Genomic DNA, 18,468 nt, shown 5'->3' on the forward strand with positions numbered 1-18,468 from the left:
AAGCCGACTGGGGCGGTGGGGCGGGGAAGGTATGAATGCCGTGAGAATGACGCGCCGGGGGGAGGCGCGCAGCGCGGAAACCACCTAGCCTTCGGCCATGACTGAGTTCGAGCCCGGCACCGATCTGGTGTCCCGCCTCCCTCTGCCCAGCCATGTGGTCGTCCATGCGGACGGCCAGTGGCGTCGCGGCTGGCTGATCGGCCGCGAGCACGAGGAGACGGGATGGACCGGTCTGGTGCAGTACGAGGGCGACGACGGAAACGAGCGGACGGAACGCCTGCCGGCGGACCGGATCGCTCTGCCGGAGTCGGACGGCCCGACCGAACGAGCGTCGTAGCGCGCCGAGGTCGGTGCGTTGAATTGAGGAGGGGATAACAGCACGAAGGCCCCCGGAGGAATCCTCCGGGGGCCTTCGTGCGTAACGCGGCCGGGGCGCCTGGGCGGCGAACGAGAACCCCGCCCCAGGCCCTTCGGGCGGTTGACCTGGGACAGGATCCTCAGTGGCGTTACACACGGTGTATCGCCGGTGACGGGCCGAGTGTTACAGGATCGACGGAAATTCTTTGCGTACGGCGTCCTGGTGCCCGGGCAGGGGCGACCCCGGTGCACGTCCCTGAACACCGGGGTCTCGATCGGCGGCCTCTCGAGCGACCGTCACTCGTGACTTCCAAGTGCCCCACGCGCCGACCGGCAATCACGCCGACAGTGATCAGAAGTGCACGGCGAGCAGGACCCGGCCGGTCTCGGAACTGCGGATGTCCAGCGCCTGGATCTCGTTGCGCTGCAACTTCGTGGTCGCCGCGGGTTTCACCGTCGTCCCCGGTGACGCTGTCCAGCTCGCGAGCAGCTGGGACTTCCCGGACGTGTCGGTGACGTACAACTCGTAGCCTCGGGCCCGTTCGCTCGGCGTTGCGAGTTCGTCGTACCGGCAGCTGATCTCGATCGTCGTACCCCAGCGCTCCGGGACCAGCCGGGCATCCGCGGACAGCTTGCTGGCCACGGTCTGCGCGAGTACGACGTAGTCCCCCTGCGGCTGCTCGCGGGTGAGCGGGATCGCGATCACCGCGCCGATCACGGCCGCGGCCACGGCGACTCCGGTCATCACTACGCCGAGCCGCACGCGGCGGCGGCGTACGTCGCGCTGCACTGTGCGGACCAGGTCGGGCAACAGGTTCGGCGGGGCGTCGTTGATGGTCGCGAGGGCCCGGTCGGCCGGCAGCGCGGCCAGCGTTCCGGGCACCCCGGCCAGCGATCCCACGCCGGCCGAACACTCGTCACACGTCTGCAAATGCTCCTCGTACGCGCGTCGGTCCTTCGCCGACAACGCTCCGAGCAGGTACGCCGCGTCCCATTCGCGGTACGGGTCGCTCACTGGCTCGTCACCCCCTTCTCCTGCAGCGCGAGCTTCAACGCCCGCAGCCCGTAATGCAGCCGCGACTTCACGGTGCCCGACGGGATGTCCAGCTCTTCGGCGATGTCGGTGACGGTGCGGCGTCCGTAGTACGCACGAACGATCACTTGCCGATGTTCCTCGGACAGCTGAGCCAGCGACTCCGCCACCAGCCACGCGTCCAGTACGGCGTTCGCGTGGTCGGCGCTCGGGTTCTCCGGCAGGTCGCCGCTGGCCACCTCGCGGCTGACCCGGGCACTGCGCCGGTCGTCGATGACGAGATTGCGCGCCACCGTGAACAGCCAGGCCCGGGCCCCCGCTTCGTCCTCGGTCAGGATCTGCGGCCGGCGCCACGCCCGGAGCAGAGTCTCCTGGACGACGTCCTCCGCGAGCCGATCGTCACCCGTCAACCGGACGACGAACCGCCACAGCGCGGGCGCATGCACATCATGCAGCTCACGCAACAGCGCCGCCCGGTCATCGGCCATCGGCGCTCCTGCTCACTTGGCTACTGTTCTCGCCACCATTCTGTACAGGATCAAATCACAGTCCACAGCCCGTGCAGGGTTTGCGGGTGCGGAGGTGGTAGCCGTAGGCGGCGATGCTGAGGCCGAGGCCCCAGACGAGATAGGCCGGCACCGCGACCCAGAAGAAGGCGTCCGGTAGGCCGACGTCGCCGTACACAGGTTTGCCTTGGAGTGCGGCGACGATCATCTGGAGCAGTCCGACCCCGAAGTACGCCGTGATGCCCGCGCCCAGTCCGGCACCGGGAAGGAGCAGCATCCAGCGCGGGAAGATCCGGCCGAGGCGGTAGACGAGCAACAGGGGCAAGGCGGTTCCGGCCAGGAGGAAGCCACCTTCGAAGATAATCATCGAGAGGCCGCCTTGGTACGGGGTGATGTCGAATCCGACCGCCGCTTGGGCAGCGAGGCGGGTCAGACAGCCTGCTACGGCGAGCCACGCCGGCCAGTGCGGAGTTGTGGTGGGACGCGGCTGGCCTGTGCAGCGGATGCATGTCGGGTCGAGTCGTCGCTGGTAAGCCAGGGCTGTGCTCCCGAGGAGGGCCGCGCCTCCGAGTGCGGTGAATCGGCTGAGCATCCCGGGCAGATCGAACGGGATCCCGAGGCCGGGAAGCAGGCCACCGACCACGTCGAGCAAGGCGAATCCGGCCACTGCCACCCAGCCGGCTGCGAGGGCCCACAACGTCGCGATGAGCAGTCGGGACTTCGGCTGTCGACGGAGGGCGATCACGGCGGCGGCGCTGAGCAGGCAACCCGCTACTGCGATCCAGTCCGGAATCAGGAGGTCGCGACCCGGGAGCTTCCAGGTTGGCGCGTGGCCGGTGGCGAACCAGACGCGCAGGCATCCGTACGACGCTGCCCAGATGAGGGCTGCGGTCGGCACCGAGGTGCGTGTCTCCACGATGGTTGCCATGCGGACAGTTTGTTTGGGTGCGGTCGCCGTACGGATCCCTCCCGCGGGGGAACCGGCTCCATCGCGGGGTTGAACGTCAGCGGGTGTCGTGGAGGTGGCGGAGGGCTCGGAGGAAGGCTTCGCGGTCCTTGGGTGTGAGCTTGGCGAGGAGGCGGTCCTCGCGGACGCGGATGTCCCTGCGGACGGCACGGCGTACGCGACGGCCTTGCGTGGTGATCGAGAGCAGGCGGACCCGGCGGTCGTCCGGGTCCGGGGTGCGCTCGATCAGGCCGGCGTCCTGGAGCTCGTCGAGGGTGCCGATGATACGTGACTTGTCCGCACCGATCGCCTCGGCGAGGGCGGCCTGCGTACGCACGGGGGTCTCGTCCAGCGCGGTGAGCACCGAGTAACCCCACATCGAGACGTCGTGCGTCGCGAGTACAGGCATCTCCTCCGCGATGAGCGCGCGCACCAGCGGATACAGCATCGCTGCGAGGTCGGGGCGCTCATCGGTCACAAGCGGAAGATAACACTGGCGCAATCATATGTTCGCGCATACGATAAGCGCATGCCTACTGATTACGTATCCCTTGACGCCGACGCCGTACGGGCCAGCATCGACCTGGTGGCACGCGCCACCTCCGACGACCTGTCCAAGCCGACGCCGTGCCGGGCCTGGACCCTCTACGGCCTGCTCGCCCACATGGCCACCCAGCACTACGGCTTCGCGGCCGCCTCCCGCGGCGAAGACAATGCGGAGATCTGGAAGCTCCGCGACCTCGGCGACGACCCGGTGAAGGCCTACATCACCTCCGCCGAACACGTCCTGGCCGCCTTCGCCGAAGACGGCGTCACCGAGCGCCAGTTCCCGCTCCACGAGTTCGGCGCCTCCTTCCCCGGCCACCAGGCGATCAGCTTCCACTTCATCGACTACGTCGTCCACAGCTGGGACGTCGCCAAGTCCCTCGACACCACGGTCACCTTCACCCCGGACCTCCTCGAAGCCGCCCACACCGTCGCGCAAATCGTTCCGACCGGTGAACCCCGCCTCACCCCCGGCGCCGCCTTCGCCCCGGACATCCCCTGGCCCGGCAACGACCGCCTCGACCAGATCGTCGCCCACCTCGGCCGCTCCCCCCACTGGCCCGCCTAGCCATCCGGTCCGGAGGCGCCGGTGCGGTCCGAGAAAGAGCGCGCAACCGCCTGACAGTCGGTGGCGGTATCTCGTCGTACTGGCATGACAACGACGACGAGACTCAGTCAACTAACCGGCGACTACGTGCTCGACGCGGAGCAGACGCGGATTGGGTTTGTTGCCCGGCACCGGTTCGGTACCAGGGTGCGCGGACAGTTCGGTACGTTCGACGGCGGCGCGCACCTGGAGGGCGATGACCCGGCGAGGTCGAGTGCTTGGCTGTCGATCCGGACGGACAGCATCGAGACCGGCGACAAGCGGCGGGATGCTCAACTCAGCAAGGATTTCCTCGGCGCCGCGGCGTACCCGACCATCACCTTCACGTCGACGAGAGTCGAGCAGGTGACGGAGACGACCTTCAACGTCAAGGGCGACCTGAGCATCCGGGGCGTCACGCACTCGATCACCATCCCGTTCAAGCTGACGGGCGACGTCACCTTCGAGGCGACACAGACGATCAACCGCAGGGATTGGCGGGCGAACTGGAACGCCGTGACCACGATCCTGGTCAGCCCGGACGTGACCCTCGACCTCCAGCTCACCGCCATCCGCCGGCTATGAGTCGCAGCCGGTCCCGTCCCCGTCGCGATCGAGGTCATAGATGTCTACGCCGACAACAGTGACCGGGCCGCGAACGTACGCCGGTCCGTTGCCACTGCCGCCCGAGCAGTCGACATCGCTCGCGATCGGGACGCAAGCCCCGCTGTAGTTGGGATCGCAGCCCGACGACCCGCTCTCCTCCTCGACCTTCGTGCCGACCGCGGTCACCTGCGTCCGCGGCTGCTTGGCCACCTCTTGTTTCAGCAACTCCTTGGTGGTCTGTACGCCGTCCACGTACGTGACCTCATAGGTCAGCCGCCGCGTCCCGTTGACCCCGGTGGTCCGGATGGTCTTGTCGCCCTTCGGCATCGAGTCGTCCGTCACCGTCTTCTTCTTGAACGGGATGGTGCGGAACTCCACGACCCGTTTCGTGGTCGTCGTCGGCTTCTTCGCGGTCGCGGTCGTTGTCGGGGTGTCCTTCGTGGTCGGCGTCGGGGTGGCGGCCGGCGTCGATGCCGGTGTGGTGGTGACCCGGATGCTCGCGATCGCGGCCGGTTCGCCGGCGTTCGACGTACCCGATGGTGATCCGCAGCCGGTGGCGAGTGCGCCGACGGCCACCAGAGCGACCGGTGCCAGCGCAGCACGAATGAAATGCACGATTCCCCCCAACCCGCCGTCGGTTCCCCCCGCGGCGGGATTGTCAGCGCCCGGACGTCCCGGACGAAGTCAGATCCATATCATCCTGATGCAATCTGCCGCGAGGGGTCGGCGCGGATCCGCGACGAACCGCAGTGGTTTCGTGACCTACTGCTCAATCAGCCGTGCGTACCGGTGAGTCAGCCGTGTCCCGGTGAGTCAGCCGTGTGTCCCGGTGAGGATGTGGGTGCCGATCGGGCTGATGGTGTGCCGTACGGCGTTGCCCGCGCGGCGCGTGGTGACGAGCCCGGTGCGGTGCAGGACGCGGGCATGCTCGCTGGCTGAGGCGAGCGAGATGCCGGCCCGCGCGGCCAGTTCGCTGGTGGAGCAGGCTCCGGCGGAGATGGTCCGCAGTACGGCGGCGCGCGTACGCCCAAGCAGGTCAGCCAAAGCGCGCTCCGGATCGGCGCACTGCTCGGTCGGCTCGGCGCCGGCCGGGTCGTGTTGAACCGGATAGACGAGGACCGGCGGGAGGTCGGAGTCGGCGGGCATGATCGGGTGCCGCCAGCAGAAGAACGACGGGACCAGGCGGATGCCGCGGCCGCGGAGGTACAGGTCGCGTTCGATGTGTCGCATGTCGACGTGCAGTACGGGCGGACCCCACTGCAGGGCCGGATGCAATGTCTTCGCGAGCGTCTCGAAGCCGCCGGTCGTCACGGTGTTGCTGTGCAGCCTGACATCGCGGTCGACCATGCCGGCGATCGTCGGCATCTGCGGCGCGATCTTGGTGCGGTGGAAGTGCTTGAGGCCCTGACAGACCTTCGCCAGTACGTCGGGATCGCCGACGGCGAGGCGGCGGGTCCAGCGCGGCAGCCGGACCTGCTCGGCCAGCTGGCTGAGCTCCTCGTGCAGCCGGCGCTTCGGTGTCGCCGCGACCGCGGCCAGCCCGGCGTCGAGGCCGTCGGCGGACTCGGCCGGGGTGAGGAAGTCGGGCGAGTAGCCGACGGGTGGCGCGAGTACCAGGAGTTCGCGCTCCATCGGGGTGAGCCGGGCCCGGGTCCGCTGACGCCACGGACCGAACACCGCCGGCTCGTCGTCGGTTTGCAACATGTGCATGCCGAGCAGCACTTCCCACAACGGATCCGGCTCGCGACCGATCGTCGTACGCGCCAGATCGGCGCAGCCGAAATGGATCCGGAAACCCATCGTCATTCCTCCCCCGAGGAAGCAGCACGCCAGTCGACACCCCCAGCGTGACCGCTTTGAACTGTGTGCATACACAGCGTAGGCACCCTAAGGGTCAAACGACAGCTTGAACCGGCGCGCGCCGCCGCTCAGCTCGTTGCGCCCACTCCAGCCAGCGCCGCAACGACGATCCCGGCGACCAGACCGCCGACCGCCAGCACAATCAACAGCACAGCGCTGATCGGTGGATCCGGAACCCGCTGCTGAAACACCGCGAACAGCCGCTCCTCCGCCGGCCGCACCTCGCGCAGCATCACCGCGGACGGGTGTTCGTTGACACCGAAGATCTCGAGCGCCTGCAGCCCGGCCTGAGCAGCAACCACCGCAGCTCGCACGACCCCGATGATCACCGCACCCGCCGCCACCGTCAGAACGCCGATTAGCGCCACAGTCGTCTGTGCCATCCCCGGAGCCTCCGCGTCCGAGGTGAACGCGTGCTGCAGCGCCTGGAACGACCACCACCCGAAGAACCCCAGCCCCCCGGCAGCCACCCCGACCCCGCAACACACGGCAGTCAGCGGGTTCTGCGTCCGTACCGCCTTCGCGAACGCCCCCGCATCACCGGCCAGGTCCCCCGCGTCCCGAACCAGCCCCTCGTACGCTGCCAACGCGTCGGCCCGCGCCTTCAGCTTGACCCCGATCACGATCCGATCGGCCAGCCCCATCGTGCCCGCCTGCCCCACGATCTCCCGCCAGGCATCCAGCACCTCGCGATGCACCCCGAGGATCGCCGCCCGCTCCACAACCCCCATGTTCGTGCCCCCTGTTCCCCCCTGAGCCCGAGAGTACGCCGACCACCCCGCTCCGAACAGTGATCACCCGTCAGCCCCCCGCCGCCCAATCCCCTCGACAAACCTGACACACTGTTCCCCTCACCCTCGTGAGAGGGCCTCTAGCTCAACTGGCAGAGCAGCGGACTTTTAATCCGCGGGTTGTGGGTTCGAGTCCCACGGGGCCTACTAGCCTCTGACCTGCAGGTTCACCTCAGGTCAGAGGCTTCTAGATGGAGCCTCTGTCAATGGTTCTGTCAATGACGAGACTAAGCCCATGCCTCCGAAGAAGCGCCAGCGCGGCCACGTGCGCAAGCGCGGCAACTCCTTCCAGGTGATGGTCTACGCCGGCGGAGACCCGGTCACGGGCAGAGATACGTACCTGACAGAGTCGACCAGGGACGAGAAGCAGGTCGACGAGATCAAGACCCGGCTCCAAGCCCAGGTCGACCGCCAGCGGAACGCGGCAACCAAGGCCACACTTGGCTACGTCATCGAGACCTGGCTCGACCAGCACGATGGCGACGACACGACGATCGATCGATACCGTGGCTACTTCGCGCGCAGCATCAGACCGCATCTCGGCGATGTGCCGGCCGGTCGGGTCAGCGCCCAGATCCTGGAGAAGTTCTACGCACAGCTCCGCAAATGCTCGGTGATCTGCCAAGGTAAGTCGTTGGTTGACCACCGAACGACGCGTCCTCACGAGTGTCGAGTCGTGAAGCATCGCCGCAAGCCGGGCCGCCCCTCGGCGAAGGCGGCGGCTGAGCACGACTGCGCGTCGGCAGGCTGCGCAGTGATCGAATTCAAGCCGCACACATGTAAGCCGATGGCGGCATCGAGCATCCGACAGATTCACGCAGTGATCAGTGGGTCGCTGGACCTTGCCGTCAGGTGGGAGTGGATCGACACCAATCCCGCGAATGTGGCCAGGAAGCCGAAGCAGAAGCCACCGAAACCGAAACCACCCACGCCACAGGAGGCAGCTGAGTTGGTCGAGGGGGCGTTCGAAGAAGACTTCGCGTGGGGGATGCTGGTCTGGCTAACCATGATCACCGGGCCGCGGCGCGGCGAGATCCTCGCTAGGCGATTCGAAGACATCGACTTCGACGAACGAACTGAGGACGCTGAACAGCGCATCGGAACCCTGGTTGTCGATGACAACTACGTCGTCCGCAACGGCAAGAAGATGCTGAAGGACACCAAGGACCATCAGCAACGGCGGATCGCGTTGGACGCTTACACGCTGGCTGGAATGACCCAACTCTGGGACGAGTATTCAACGAGGATGCGCCAGCTCGGCGTGAAGCCGGTCAGATCGGCATTCATCTTCTCGTACAAGCCGGACCACAGCGCCCCATGCAACCCGGACGGAATCACCCACCGATTCCGGCGACTCTGTGAGCGCCTCGACATCAACTCCCACCTCCATGCCCTTCGCCACTACTCGGCCACCGAACTCATCGCAGCAGGCGTGGACATCCGCACCGTGGCGGGCCGCCTCGGCCACGGTGGCGGCGGAACAACCACCCTCCGCGTCTACGCCGCATTCGTCCCAGAGTCAGACAAACGCGCCGCCGGCCTGCTAGCGAGCCGTGTGCCCCGGCCTGGCGCTCGCGGCGCGAAATGACGCCGCGCGCAGTTCGAACTCAGCCTCCCTGTCCAGTGCTGTCCTTACCGGACATCGCTTCGTAACAGGTGGCCGTCTGGCGAGACCGCCCTGGCCGCCTGCTGTCGGATTCCGCAGGTGCTCGTGATCGTCCAAGGCGGTCGCCCTGGAGCACTTCGCTGCCCGACCTAGCCCCGGACGCTCGTCACCCGGATCGACGACTCCGTTCTCGGGTAGCAGCTTTGACAGGCACGTCCGACGCAGAGCTGACGCTTGCTGCGTGACGAATAGCTACCCGAGCCTGCTCGCGTCCCGCGCAGCTTGCTCACGCACGGCGTCGAGAAACGCGTCAGTGAGCCGCTCGTCCTCGGCCTCGTAATCCTGCTCTTGGTCAGCCACGCCCTCCATGTCGACATCATCCGGCTCGTCGCCATCGTCTTGGTCACCGTGCTCTAGCCACAGGAGCCAGCAGCCATGAATTCCCGCGAGCAGGTCCTCAAGGAGGTCTCGAGCCGGCCGGGTGGGGTCCAGTGGTGTCGTTCGGCGCGGCATCAGCGCCTCGCGGATCTCATCCGCACGATCACCGCCCTGCGCGGCGCGAGCTTCGGCATCCGTGACCTGCGCAAGCAGAGCGTCGAGGTCAGGCAATTCGCCGGCGCGAGCCGCCATCGCGCCGCGCACCAGCGAGACGTCAACATCGTGCACCCTCTCGCCGCTGGCGACCCGCTCTAGGACCAGGGTTGGGGTCGTCACCGGCAACGCCTCGATGTTGTCGGCCTCCTCCACGACTTGTGTCGGGTCGATTCCGATCCGCTCGCCCACCACGTCCGCGGCCGCAGCAAGCCAGTGCGCTGCGACGACGGCCGCGGCGGTCGGGTCGAAGTCGGTGAACAGCTGGTCAGCACCGAACGGGTTGTCCTCGAACAGGGCGGTCGCGGCCGCAACTTGAGACGGTGATGCATCTGCGCGGTCAAGCAACACCGCCTGACGCGCCCGGTCCGTCAGGTCGCCGAGCTCGGCACGTTCGATCGCCCGCAGCTCCGCATCCACATCGGCGGTAACAGCAGCCGTGAACTCTTTATCCCCGATGGCATGCAACGCGCGGCCCCGCGTCATGTGCCGTCTCCTCCACGAGGATGTAGGACCGCATGAGCATCTCGCCCGTCGGCAAGTTCGGCTCGGTGAGTGCCGCGTGCACTGCATCGAACGCTTGGCGCTCGTGATCGCGGCGCCAGCCCTCACTGTTCTCGTCAAGGCCATCGGCGGTCGTTCCCGGATCGGTGTAGGTGCGCCAAAGCGTCTTCGATAGCGCCGTCAGTCGGTTGGCGAGGTCGAGCGCCTGCGTGAGCTGAACATTCCGTGGAACGGGTGCGACAGTCGCCGCGACGTCACCGGAACCAGTCCCCCAGACCGCGACGAGAGCGTGGCGGTCGGTGTCGATGGCGTAAATGGTCAAGGCGAAGCCTCCCTACGACTATGTGCCCATCAGCACCGTAGCCGCCGATGCGCCAAGTGCGCCTTCATCGTGCGCATGGTGCAGCTGGGCGTTCCGGTGAACGAGTCGGCGTATGCCTTCTCGTGCGAACCTCACAACAGCAAGCCCTGCAATCCCGACGGCGTCACGCACTGCTATGCACCATGCCTAAGAGTCTCGGCATTGAAAGGCCACCTCGCACCTCGAAGCAATGGTCGGCGGCGGCGCGGATCATCAGCAGTGGCTCGACCGACGATCAACGCGGCCGGCGATCACGGAACCCCCAGCGCTGGGGAATGGTCCTGCCCTTGGGGCTTGGGTGGACTCGTCTGTAGGAATCGGACCGACGACCTTCTCATTACGAGGAGGAAGGTCACCGTCACATCTGCCGTCTTCAGGCGTGATTCGTTGCAAGGAACCTATCTCTGGTGCCCGAATTTCTCATCCGGATCGAGCAGTTCGCTTCACGAATGGCTCCACGCCGCCGCTACAACTCCCCCGTCCGCTGGCCCACTCCGACAGAAGCAAAGAGTATGACCCTCCGCTGTCAGCCTCGCAGAGCGGCGACGCTTCCGATCAGGCCGATGTGCTCAAGGGAGCTGAGTACGTCCTCGATTGTGCCGGGCGGGTTTCTCCAGGCGTCGGCCATGCGTTGGACTTGGGCGTAGACCGCCTGCTGGTTGAGATCGATGAGGTCGAGCACGAAGTCGTCTGCGGCCTGAGCCTCGATGTTCCACGATGCCAACTTCTCAGGCGGGAAGTCCTTCGTGTTCTCGGTGACGATCACTTGCGCGTTAGCCTTGATCGCGGCGGCAAGTACGTGCCTGTCGTCGACGTCCGGCAGGTCGAGAACCTCGATCAGTGGTTCGTACCCGGTGACGAGCGCATCCCGGACCGCCTTGTTCATCAGATCCCGGGTGCGATCGAGTTTGGCTGGGTCGAGGTCGGGAGATTCTCCTTGAGATGACGGAAGGTCTCATCGAGGATCCGGTCGGTCCACTTGGCCTGGACTAAACCGGCCTGCGCGACCCGGATGAGCAGGTCGCGCAGGCTGTTTGGGTAGAGAACGTTGGCGTCGTAGATGACGATGAACGGCACGTCAGTACAGGCCCATGTCCTGGTTGAGTTCTGTCAGTTCGTCGGCGACTTCGCGGCGCTGTTGGTCGTCCTTGCGCTTGTAGTCCATCAGAGAGGCTGCACGCACGCGGCGATGTTTCCCCACCTTCCGGTATTCGATCTCACCCGCATCCAGCAGGCCGATGAGGTAGGGCCTGGAGACGTTCAGCAGATCGGCCGCCTGCTGAGTCGTGAGTTCGGCGTGGGCAGGGACCACCGACACTCCTTGGCCGGCCGCCATGTGTGCAAGGATCCGCGCCAGGAGCTCTACAGCACCCCGCGGTAGAGACAGAGTGTCGTCTGGGTCCCCGCCGACCACCACGCGGATATCGCGCTCGTCCGCGTGGGTTGACAGGTAGCGCTTCACACGGCGCACAGCGACGTCGGCCGCCTTGACCTCAGCGGCGTCCGGGCGTACGGGGGCAAGTTCTGCGGTACTCATAGCTACTCCTCCTGTGGATCGCTGGCGCTCATCAGCGATCGACAACTGAAGTATCCGCAATAAACGCAGCAAACGCAACCGCAGGGTAGGGTTACTCCGCCGCTCGACTTGCCGCCCATAGCCTCGGCGTGGTCCGGTTAGACGAGCTGGAGGTGCGGACGCGGGTCTTCCTGTCCGAGCAGCAGCCGCAGGCGCGGCAGTTTGATCTTCAGTTCGTCGGCCAGGTCTCGCAGGCTCAATCCGTTGGATTCGGCGAGTTCGAAAGCTCGCCGCAGCAGCGTGGGGATCTCGCCTGGATACCCGGAGATTGGCTCCGCGCCGAAGAGGTTGAGTTGCCGAAGCTGGTTTAGGCGCTGGAACGCGCGTCTGTAGGCCGGCTCGGAGATGGCGCCGACTTCTCTGCATCGGTAGATCAGGGACTCGACAGCAACGCCCCACTCCTTGCTGAGCCGAGCCAGCACGTGAAGGTCCATCCGCGTCGGCAGTAGGGGAGTGATGACCGCGGCGGGGGTCAACAGTTCGGCGGCGAAGGCATCGGCCTCCTGCTCCTGCAGCGGGTCGCCGGGCGCGGCGTCAGGGTGCAACAGCAAGTGGCCCAGCTCGTGTGCGGCGGTGAAGCGGTGCCGGTTTACGTCGTTGGCCCGGTCCGGTGTAAGCACGACAACCGGGCGGGGGAGATGAGAGGTTGAGAACGCGTCGACGTTCTTGGTCGCGGATCCAGCGAATCCGCCCGTTCCGGTACGTGATCGCCGGTACCCGATAGCCTCTAGGCCGTTCGGCAGATGGCCAGGGTTGACTGTGTCCCCGGCGGACGTCGCGTCGGGGACACAGTGGCCCTCCGCCTTCGAGACTCGCCCCACGCATCACCTTTCCACAAGTTTGCGCCGATGGTCGCATCCGAAGCGGCAGTTCGGACGGAAGACAGGTCAAGAAGGCCCGATCCCCTAGGAGGGTTTCCATGTCTGTCCGTCGAATCACAGTCCTGGCCGCGGTCGGCCTGTTGGCTGCCGGCCTGCCCGCGGCTGTCGCAGCCTCTGCGCAGGCCAAGCCGACTGCCACTGCGACCGTGTCGGTGTTGCATGCGGTGCCCGGTCCGACCGTCGATGTCTACGCCAACGGCAAGGCGCTGCTGACCAACTTCAAGCCGGGGACGCTCACCGACCCGGTCAAGCTGCCTGAGGGTGCGTACGACCTGAAGGTGACCGCGGCCGGCGCCGGAGCGAACGGCGCTGCGGTCATTCAAGCGAACGACGTCAAGGTCCCGGGTGGCGCCAACATCACGGTCGTCGCGCACCTGAGTGCCGCGGGCAAGCCGGTGCTGACGCCGTATGTCAACGACGTCTCGAAGCTCAGCGCCGGCCAGGCCCGGCTCACGGTTCGGCATGACGCCGCGGCTCCCGCGGTCGACGTCCGCGCCGGCGGCAAGCCCGTCTTCAAATCCCTGATCAACCCCAACGAGGCGAAGGCCGATCTGCCGGCCGGCACTGTGTCGGCCGACGTTGTCCTCGCAGGAACGTCGACGGTCGCGATCGGCCCGGCGGACGTGAACCTGAAGGAGGGCACGAATACGATCGTGTACGCGTGGGGCAGCGCGTCCGGCAAGACCCTCAAGCTGGCCGTGCAGACGATATCCGGCCTCCACGGCAACCCGTCCGGCATCCCGGGCGGAACCGGCGGTCAGGCTGCCGAGCAAAGCGGAGCGGACACCCCGCTGTGGCTGATCGGCGTCCTCGGGGTGACGGCGCTCGGCATGGTGGGCTTCGGAACGGCAGCCGTCCGGCGGCGTGCCCGGTCGTGATCCGGATCCGCGGTGCGGCCATCCCCGTGATGGCCGCACTCACCGTCCAGGTCCTGCTCTACGGCTGCCGGCAGGACACCACCTCAGACGAGCGGACCGAGGCCGCGGGACGAACGGTCGCGACCCCCACTACGGCCCCGTCCAGCCATCCGTCCGCTCCCAACGCCTCCCAACCCGCCACGGAGATCCACACCCGGGCGGCTGATCTACCCACCGCGACGCACGGTCCACAGCCGAACAGACTGCAGATCGACGCCGCGGACCTCGACATCCCCGTGCTCGCCGTGGGTGTCGCCACCGACGGCCAGATGGCGTTGCCGCCCAACCCGGCAACGATCGGCTGGTACCAGTTCGGGCCCGGTCCCAACGACGACCAGGGCTCCGTCGTACTCGGTGGTCACGTAGACAGCAAGGAGTTCGGCGCCGGGCCGCTGGTGCGGTTGCGAAAAGTGCGTGCCGGCGATCAGGTGACCCTGCGCTCTACCGACGGCTCGGTCGCGAAGTACCGGGTGCGAACAGTCGAAGACATCCCCAAGTCGGGCCTTGTCCTCGGAGAGGTGTTCGACCGCGACGGCGCCCGGCAACTGCGGATCGTCACCTGTGGCGGGCCGTATGACCACAACGGCGGCGGCTACCGTGACAACCTCGTCGTCACTGCGCTACCGGCGTGATGACCGGATGGCGCTCGACCGGGGGTGAGTGCAACCACCATGGGACCTCCGACTCTTCGATGGAAGGCGGTGACGAACGGTAGCGTGATGTCGTTGCGCAGAAGACCTGAGCCTCCACAGCCCGCTCGCACTATGGACGGCCGTGGCGATGAATTCGCTAGAGTGCGGGCCGTGCCCAGTGTCGAGGCCGGCTTACCGTCGCCGGCCGATATCGCGAAAGGCTTCGCGGAAGGCCGCGAGGAGAGCCTCGCGGATGCCTTCCGGCACTGGTCCGGCCTCGTCTTCACCCTTGCCTTGAGGTCGCTGGGAGATCGGGCTGACGCCGAGGACGTGACTCAGCAAGTGTTCGTCTCCGCCTGGCGGGGGCGAGCAACCTTCGACCCCGCCACCGGTGAGCTCGGCGCTTGGCTGACCGGGATCACCCGGCACCGGATCGTCGATCGACTCGCGGCCCGTAGCCGCGATCACCGCAACGCCGAAGCGGCCGCCGGGCTCGTACAGCCCGCCACGGCGCCCGAACAGGTCGACGACGACGTCGTCGACCGGGTCCTGCTCGCTGATGAACTCGCCAAACTCGACGACCCTCGGCGAACCATTCTCCGGCTCGCCTTCTACGAAGACCGGACGTATCCGCAGATCGCGGAACAGCTGACCCTGCCGCTGGGCACGGTGAAGAGCCACGTACGGCGCGGTCTCCTGCAACTGCGGGATCGACTCAGGGAGGTGAACGGTGACGATGCATCTCGATGACGAACTGCTGGCCCAGTGGGCGCTCGACGACGCCGCCCCCGACGCGGCCGCGTCCGATCACCTCCAGCGCTGCCAGCAGTGCCGCGACAGCCTGGCCGAACTGCGGGCGATCGCCGGGGCGAGAGGACAGTTGCCTCGCCTGGAGCTCCCACCACCTGACGTGTGGCAGCGCGTCAGCGACGAGCTCGGTCTCGGAACCCGCCAGACGAGCACCGAGCAACCTCCGGTGCCAGCGGACCACGATTCGCAGCCGCCGCGCGAGACCGTCACACCAGTGCAGCCGAAGGGGCGCTTCCCTGGCCTCGCCCTGGCCGCAAGCATCGCGGCAGTCCTCGGCATCGGCGCCGGCGTGATCGGCACCCTGCTGGTCACCTCGAACGACGACACTCCCCCGCCACCGGCCGCGGTCGTCCAGCTCGAGCCGCTCGCCGGCAAGTCCGGCGATGGCACCGCCGACCTGATCCGCGCCGCCGCCGGCAGCCAGCTGAAGGTCACCGCCGACGGCCTGACCGCCAACCAGGGATTCTACGAAGTTTGGCTGATCAACGTGGACGGCAAGCGCATGGTCTCCCTCGGCGTCCTCGACCCGAAGGCAGGCGGAACGTTCCAGATCCCCGCCGATGTCACCGCGCAGGGCTACCGGATCATCGACATCTCCCTCGAACCCGACGACGGCAACCCCGAACACTCCCACGACAGCATCATCCGCGGAACTCTGCCGAGCTGAGCGTCGGTACCGCGGGTCAGCTGTCCTCCGAGGCCAACTGCTCCCGGTAGGAGCGGAACGATTCGATCGTGGCCGCCAGGTAGCGCTTCACGATTTCGAGTTCCTCCGGCGTGAAGCTCGAGGTCGCCGCGTCGTGGTGCAGACCCAGCGGCCTGAAGAAGCGGCCGGCGAGTTCGAGGCCGGACTGGTCGTAGTGGACGATAACCCGCCGCCGATCCGCGGTGTCTCGCTCCCGGCGCACGTGGCCGTCACGCTCGAGCCTGTCGATCAGGGTGGTCACGGCTCCGGTGGTGAGTCCGAGCTCGGCGGCGAGCCGGCCGGCCGTCATCGGCTGATCGTCACCGGCCACCAGGATTCTGATCAGTGCCTCGACATCGGTGCCGTTCACTCCCTGCCGTTGAGCAAAGACATGCCCGATCCGTTGGCCCTCCGCGACCAGGAGCTGGATCAGACGGACGAGTTCGCCCCGGTCTCGTGCCGGCCGCTCAGGCTTGCGCTCGCTCACTCCACCTCCTAATGTCTTGATTATCAAGATACTTGTTCATCGAAACTTACGGCTACTGCTGAGGAGTCACTGTGCCAGGTTCAGGCTGGTTCCTTCGGACCCGGCTCGTCGCCTTCATCTTCATCCTCATCGGGTTGGCCCTCGCGGCGGCTGCACTGCTGGCTCCGGCCGCGAAGCAGGCTGAGCCTCGGTCGTCCACCGGCCTGTCGACGTCCGCGGAGTCGGCGCAGGTCGAAGAGCTCCGCAAGCAGTTCCCCGGCGCGGACCAGCCGTCCGCGCTGATCGTCTTCAGCCGATCCGGCGAGACGGCCTTGAGCCCCGCGGATCAGGCCGCCGCCCGGGACGCAGCCGCGGCGGTCGGCGTCAACGCTCCGGTGCAGTTCTCCGAGAACGGCACGGTGGGGCTGGCGATCTTGACACTGCCCGCCGGCGACGATGAACAAACCGCGCGTACGGTTGACACGCTGCGCGAGGACCTCAAAGACCTACCCGCTGGACTCCAGGCATCCGTGACCGGCCCGGCCGCGTTCACCACCGACCTGACCCGCGTATTCGACGGGGCGGACACCCGGCTGATCGTGGTCACGGCGTGCGTGGTCGCCGTACTGCTGCTGCTCACCTACCGCAGCCCAGGCTTGGTGTTGATCCCGCTGGTCGTTGTGGGACTGACCGAACAGGTGACCACGAGCGTGTCCGAGCAGGTCTTGTCGCGCCTCGGTATCCCGGGAGGCGGCGCCGTGTCGGGCATCGTCAGCGTGCTGGTGTTCGGCGCGGCCACCGACTACGCGCTCCTTCTCATCGCGCGCTATCGCGAGACACTGCGCTCCGAGACCGAGCCCCTGGTGGCGATGCGGATCGCCGTACGACGCGTGGCCGAGCCGATCCTGGCCAGCGGCGGAACGGTCGTCGGCGCGCTGGCCCTCTTGCTGCTGGCCAGCACCGAGACGCTGCGCGGCATCGGCATCGGCTGCATCATCGGGATCGTGCTCGCCGTCGTGTCGGGACTCCTCATCCTTCCCGCAGCCGTGGTCCTGTTCGGGCGCCGCATCTTCTGGCCGTTCGTACCACGAGTAGGCGACGCCCCTACCGAGGGCAAGATCTGGGGCCGCCTCGGCGCCCTGGTCGCTCGACGGCCGGCGATCGTGCTGACGATCGCCACCCTGCTGCTGGCCGGCCTGGCAGTTGGAACCTTCGGAGTCCGAACAGGGCTGGCTCAGAATGAGCAGTTCCGGGTGGAACCCGAAGCCGTCCGCGGCGCGAAGATCCTCGCCGAAGCCTTTCCGGCCGGCGCCACGGAACCCGTGCTAGTGATCGGCCCTGCACAGGACTCGGCCGCGATCGCCAAGATCATCAAGGGCGTTGACGGAGTCGCCGAGATCAGGCCCGGCCAGGGCGATGGCCAGCTGGCCGAGTACGACGTCATCCTGTCCGCAGAGCCTGGTAGCGAGGCCTCGTTCACCGTTGTCCGGGAGCTGCGGCAGAGCCTCGATCAGGTCGGCGAGCAGGTGCTCGTCGGGGGCGGCCCCGCCGAAAGCCTCGACGTCCAGGAAGCAGACCAGCGTGACCGCCTGCTGATCATCCCGCTCATCCTTCTCCTCGTCGGCGCCGTACTCGTCGCCGTCCTCCGCTCCCTGCTGGCGCCCGCGCTGCTGCTGCTGACCGTGATCGCGTCCTTCTTCGCCAGTTTCGGGGGGAGCTGGCTCGTGTTCGACCACGTGCTCGGATTCCCGGCACTCGACGGCTCGGTGATCCTGCTGGCATTCCTGTTCCTGGTGGCGCTCGGAGTCGACTACAACATCTTCCTCAGCACCCGTGCCCTGGAGGAGGCGCGCACTGCGGGAACAAGGAAGGGCATGGCCACGGCCTTGCGGGTCACCGGCGGCGTGATCACCAGCGCCGGCCTGCTCCTCGCGGCTGTCTTCGCGGTCCTGGGTGTGCTTCCGCTGATCACCCTCACCCAGGTCGGGATCATCGTGTGTGTCGGAGTGCTCCTCGACACCTTACTGGTCCGTACCGTCATCGTGCCCGCCCTGGCGTTCCTGCTCGGCGAACGGTTCTGGTGGCCGGCAGCACCACGACGCACGTCAGCCGAGTCCGAGCGCATTGCCGTGCATCCGGTAGCGGCCGCACACCGGAAGTAGAGAGTGACAGCGGCCGCGAACGGTGCGACCGATCCCCGCTCGAGAG

The 18,468-nt window shown here is 67.1% G+C and carries 23 protein-coding genes and 1 tRNA gene; 10 read left to right on the forward strand and 14 right to left on the reverse strand.

Annotated elements, in window-relative coordinates; all coding sequences use genetic code 11:
* The first annotated feature begins 97 nt into the window (after nucleotides 1–97).
* Complete coding sequence (locus ACZ3HV_RS26370; RefSeq protein WP_360366541.1) at nucleotides 98–337, forward strand: hypothetical protein; 240 nt, start codon at nucleotides 98–100, stop codon at nucleotides 335–337.
* Nucleotides 338–709: 372 nt separating this feature from the next.
* On the opposite strand, the gene ACZ3HV_RS26375 is transcribed toward ACZ3HV_RS26370, so the two are convergent.
* From ACZ3HV_RS26375 to ACZ3HV_RS26390, 4 genes are all read right to left on the reverse strand, one after another.
* Nucleotides 710–1,372, reverse strand: coding sequence for an anti-sigma factor family protein (locus tag ACZ3HV_RS26375; RefSeq protein ID WP_465687669.1), 663 nt, complete (start codon nucleotides 1,370–1,372; stop codon nucleotides 710–712).
* Nucleotides 1,369–1,878 (reverse strand): sigma-70 family RNA polymerase sigma factor, encoded by a 510-nt coding sequence (locus ACZ3HV_RS26380; protein WP_393153744.1) that lies wholly within the window; start codon nucleotides 1,876–1,878, stop codon nucleotides 1,369–1,371. Before ACZ3HV_RS26380 ends, ACZ3HV_RS26375 begins: the two co-directional genes overlap by 4 nt.
* A gap of 55 nt (nucleotides 1,879–1,933) precedes the next feature.
* Nucleotides 1,934–2,824 carry a hypothetical protein gene (locus tag ACZ3HV_RS26385; RefSeq protein WP_465687672.1) on the reverse strand — a complete coding sequence of 297 codons (891 nt, stop codon included), beginning with the start codon at nucleotides 2,822–2,824 and terminating at the stop codon, nucleotides 1,934–1,936.
* 76 nt (nucleotides 2,825–2,900) lie between these two features.
* Nucleotides 2,901–3,320, reverse strand: coding sequence for a MarR family winged helix-turn-helix transcriptional regulator (locus ACZ3HV_RS26390; RefSeq protein WP_465687674.1), 420 nt, complete (start codon nucleotides 3,318–3,320; stop codon nucleotides 2,901–2,903).
* 51 nt (nucleotides 3,321–3,371) lie between these two features.
* Here ACZ3HV_RS26390 and ACZ3HV_RS26395 point away from each other — a divergent pair, with 51 nt between their 5' ends.
* Both ACZ3HV_RS26395 and ACZ3HV_RS26400 read left to right on the forward strand, forming a co-directional pair.
* Complete coding sequence (locus ACZ3HV_RS26395) at nucleotides 3,372–3,956, forward strand: TIGR03086 family metal-binding protein (RefSeq protein WP_465687676.1); 585 nt, start codon at nucleotides 3,372–3,374, stop codon at nucleotides 3,954–3,956.
* An 84-nt stretch (nucleotides 3,957–4,040) separates the two neighbouring features.
* A complete protein-coding gene (locus ACZ3HV_RS26400; protein ID WP_465687678.1) occupies nucleotides 4,041–4,559 on the forward strand; it encodes a YceI family protein in 519 nt (172 codons plus the stop codon).
* Here the strand turns inward: ACZ3HV_RS26400 and ACZ3HV_RS26405 are convergent.
* From ACZ3HV_RS26405 to ACZ3HV_RS26415, 3 genes are all read right to left on the reverse strand, one after another.
* Nucleotides 4,554–5,195, reverse strand: coding sequence for a G5 domain-containing protein (locus ACZ3HV_RS26405; RefSeq protein ID WP_465687680.1), 642 nt, complete (start codon nucleotides 5,193–5,195; stop codon nucleotides 4,554–4,556). The genes ACZ3HV_RS26400 and ACZ3HV_RS26405 overlap by 6 nt on opposite strands.
* 198 nt (nucleotides 5,196–5,393) lie before the next feature.
* Nucleotides 5,394–6,380, reverse strand: a complete 987-nt coding sequence (locus tag ACZ3HV_RS26410) for an ArsR/SmtB family transcription factor (RefSeq protein ID WP_465687682.1) — start codon at nucleotides 6,378–6,380, stop codon at nucleotides 5,394–5,396.
* A 128-nt stretch (nucleotides 6,381–6,508) separates the two neighbouring features.
* Complete coding sequence (locus ACZ3HV_RS26415) at nucleotides 6,509–7,171, reverse strand: hypothetical protein (RefSeq protein ID WP_465687684.1); 663 nt, start codon at nucleotides 7,169–7,171, stop codon at nucleotides 6,509–6,511.
* Nucleotides 7,172–7,305: 134 nt separating this feature from the next.
* Between ACZ3HV_RS26415 and ACZ3HV_RS26420 the strand changes: the two genes are divergently transcribed.
* A tRNA-Lys gene (locus ACZ3HV_RS26420) sits at nucleotides 7,306–7,378 on the forward strand.
* Nucleotides 7,379–7,466: 88 nt separating this feature from the next.
* Nucleotides 7,467–8,819 carry a tyrosine-type recombinase/integrase gene (locus ACZ3HV_RS26425; protein WP_465687686.1) on the forward strand — a complete coding sequence of 451 codons (1,353 nt, stop codon included), beginning with the start codon at nucleotides 7,467–7,469 and terminating at the stop codon, nucleotides 8,817–8,819.
* A gap of 270 nt (nucleotides 8,820–9,089) precedes the next feature.
* Here the strand turns inward: ACZ3HV_RS26425 and ACZ3HV_RS26430 are convergent, their stop codons facing one another.
* The 6 genes from ACZ3HV_RS26430 to ACZ3HV_RS26455 all read right to left on the reverse strand — a co-directional run bounded on the left by ACZ3HV_RS26430 (nucleotide 9,090) and on the right by ACZ3HV_RS26455 (nucleotide 12,690).
* Complete coding sequence (locus tag ACZ3HV_RS26430) at nucleotides 9,090–9,914, reverse strand: hypothetical protein (protein ID WP_465687688.1); 825 nt, start codon at nucleotides 9,912–9,914, stop codon at nucleotides 9,090–9,092.
* A complete protein-coding gene (locus tag ACZ3HV_RS26435; protein WP_465687690.1) occupies nucleotides 9,877–10,254 on the reverse strand; it encodes a hypothetical protein in 378 nt (125 codons plus the stop codon). The genes ACZ3HV_RS26430 and ACZ3HV_RS26435 overlap by 38 nt, the downstream gene beginning before the upstream one ends.
* A gap of 565 nt (nucleotides 10,255–10,819) precedes the next feature.
* A complete protein-coding gene (locus tag ACZ3HV_RS26440; RefSeq protein ID WP_465687692.1) occupies nucleotides 10,820–11,179 on the reverse strand; it encodes a VapC50 family PIN domain-containing toxin in 360 nt (119 codons plus the stop codon).
* Complete coding sequence (locus ACZ3HV_RS26445; protein ID WP_465687694.1) at nucleotides 11,179–11,370, reverse strand: hypothetical protein; 192 nt, start codon at nucleotides 11,368–11,370, stop codon at nucleotides 11,179–11,181. The genes ACZ3HV_RS26440 and ACZ3HV_RS26445 overlap by 1 nt, the downstream gene beginning before the upstream one ends.
* Before the next feature lies 1 nt (nucleotide 11,371).
* A complete protein-coding gene (locus ACZ3HV_RS26450; protein ID WP_465687696.1) occupies nucleotides 11,372–11,830 on the reverse strand; it encodes a helix-turn-helix domain-containing protein in 459 nt (152 codons plus the stop codon).
* Nucleotides 11,831–11,967: 137 nt separating this feature from the next.
* Nucleotides 11,968–12,690: an ImmA/IrrE family metallo-endopeptidase gene (locus tag ACZ3HV_RS26455; protein ID WP_465687698.1), complete on the reverse strand. Its 723-nt coding sequence runs from the start codon at nucleotides 12,688–12,690 to the stop codon at nucleotides 11,968–11,970.
* Nucleotides 12,691–12,788: 98 nt separating this feature from the next.
* Between ACZ3HV_RS26455 and ACZ3HV_RS26460 the strand changes: the two genes are divergently transcribed.
* The 4 genes from ACZ3HV_RS26460 to ACZ3HV_RS26475 all read left to right on the forward strand — a co-directional run bounded on the left by ACZ3HV_RS26460 (nucleotide 12,789) and on the right by ACZ3HV_RS26475 (nucleotide 15,776).
* Nucleotides 12,789–13,628: a DUF4397 domain-containing protein gene (locus ACZ3HV_RS26460; protein ID WP_465687700.1), complete on the forward strand. Its 840-nt coding sequence runs from the start codon at nucleotides 12,789–12,791 to the stop codon at nucleotides 13,626–13,628.
* Nucleotides 13,625–14,299 (forward strand): class F sortase, encoded by a 675-nt coding sequence (locus ACZ3HV_RS26465; RefSeq protein WP_465687701.1) that lies wholly within the window; start codon nucleotides 13,625–13,627, stop codon nucleotides 14,297–14,299. The genes ACZ3HV_RS26460 and ACZ3HV_RS26465 overlap by 4 nt, the downstream gene beginning before the upstream one ends.
* A 171-nt stretch (nucleotides 14,300–14,470) precedes the next feature.
* Nucleotides 14,471–15,049 carry an RNA polymerase sigma factor gene (locus ACZ3HV_RS26470; protein WP_465687703.1) on the forward strand — a complete coding sequence of 193 codons (579 nt, stop codon included), beginning with the start codon at nucleotides 14,471–14,473 and terminating at the stop codon, nucleotides 15,047–15,049.
* Nucleotides 15,036–15,776, forward strand: a complete 741-nt coding sequence (locus ACZ3HV_RS26475) for an anti-sigma factor (protein WP_465687857.1) — start codon at nucleotides 15,036–15,038, stop codon at nucleotides 15,774–15,776. The genes ACZ3HV_RS26470 and ACZ3HV_RS26475 overlap by 14 nt, the downstream gene beginning before the upstream one ends.
* A gap of 16 nt (nucleotides 15,777–15,792) precedes the next feature.
* On the opposite strand, the gene ACZ3HV_RS26480 is transcribed toward ACZ3HV_RS26475, so the two are convergent.
* The gene (locus tag ACZ3HV_RS26480) at nucleotides 15,793–16,281 is read right to left on the reverse strand and encodes a MarR family winged helix-turn-helix transcriptional regulator (RefSeq protein ID WP_465687705.1); all 489 of its coding nucleotides are present in this window, start codon (nucleotides 16,279–16,281) and stop codon (nucleotides 15,793–15,795) included.
* Between the two features lie 71 nt (nucleotides 16,282–16,352).
* Here ACZ3HV_RS26480 and ACZ3HV_RS26485 point away from each other — a divergent pair, with 71 nt between their 5' ends.
* Nucleotides 16,353–18,422 (forward strand): MMPL family transporter, encoded by a 2,070-nt coding sequence (locus ACZ3HV_RS26485; protein ID WP_465687707.1) that lies wholly within the window; start codon nucleotides 16,353–16,355, stop codon nucleotides 18,420–18,422.
* Nucleotides 18,423–18,468: the final 46 nt, after the last annotated feature.

The sequence above is a fragment of the Kribbella sp. NPDC020701 genome (assembly GCF_055562215.1).